The sequence below is a fragment of the Flavobacterium bomense genome (assembly GCF_003970355.1).
Window position 1 is genome coordinate 1 of sequence record NZ_RYDJ01000203.1, and the last position, 1,146, is coordinate 1,146.

General features: G+C 36.0%; 1 protein-coding gene. It reads left to right on the forward strand.

From position 1 onward, the window contains the following. Positions 1 to 1,146 (forward strand): sensor histidine kinase (locus tag EKL98_RS16750; protein ID WP_233589483.1); only part of this gene is annotated, 1,146 nt, incomplete at both ends.

Here is a 1,146-nt window from a genome sequence, read left to right on the forward strand (position 1 = left end):
AACAGTCTGGATTAAAGGCAATTATAACCCGATATTTGATGAACAGGGAAATACGTATAAAATATTAAAATTCTCAACAGATGTAACTCTCGTCACAAAACAAGCATATAATCTGGCCCTGCAGGCAGAAGAACTTCAAACGCAGCAGGAAGAGTTGAAACAAATGAATGAAGAGTTGGAACAAATGAATGAAGAGTTAGAAGAACAGGCGCAAAATCTGAAACAACAGCAAGAAGAATTACAAATGTCTAATGAAGAACTGGAGGAACAGACCCAGTCATTGGAAGAACAGACCAAATCATTAGAAGAAAAAAATAAAGAAGTTGAAGCTTCAAAATACGACATTGAACAGAAAACAAAACAACTGGAAATAAGCAGCAAATATAAATCCGAATTTCTTGCAAACATGTCGCATGAATTAAGGACACCACTTAATAGCTTGCTAATCCTGTCAAAAGATTTATCTGAAAATAGAAATAAAAATCTGGATGAGGACCAAGTAGAAAGTGCCGAAATTATTTATAAGAGCGGCCATGATCTGCTTATTTTAATTAATGAAGTTCTTGACCTCTCCAAGATAGAAGCAGGAAAAATGTCGGTAAATGTAGAAAGAGTATCACTTAGAAATTTTACAGATGAACTCCTTCGTAATTTTAAACATCAGGCTGAACAAAAAGGATTGAAGCTGACTTCAAAACTGAATGCAGCATTACCCGAATCCATCCGCACCGATTTGCAACGTTTGAATCAGATATTGAAAAATCTCTTATCCAATGCCATAAAATTTACCGAAAACGGAAGTGTGAACCTAAGTATTGACCGATATACCCAAAGTAAAGTAATCATCTCCGTAACCGATACAGGTATTGGAATACAGGAAGACAAGCAAATGGACATATTTGAAGCCTTTCAACAAGCAGATGGGGGTACTTCCAGAAAGTATGGCGGTACGGGCTTAGGCCTTTCCATTTCACGTGAACTTGCAAATTTGTTAGGAGCTGAAATAAAATTAAGCAGCAAATTAAACGAAGGATCTACTTTTTCAATCATTATTCCTCTGGAAATACATCCTGAACAAGAATCTCTAAGAACAAACACATTAGAAGAGGAGGTTCTGTATAAACCTCATTCCAATATCCATCAGGA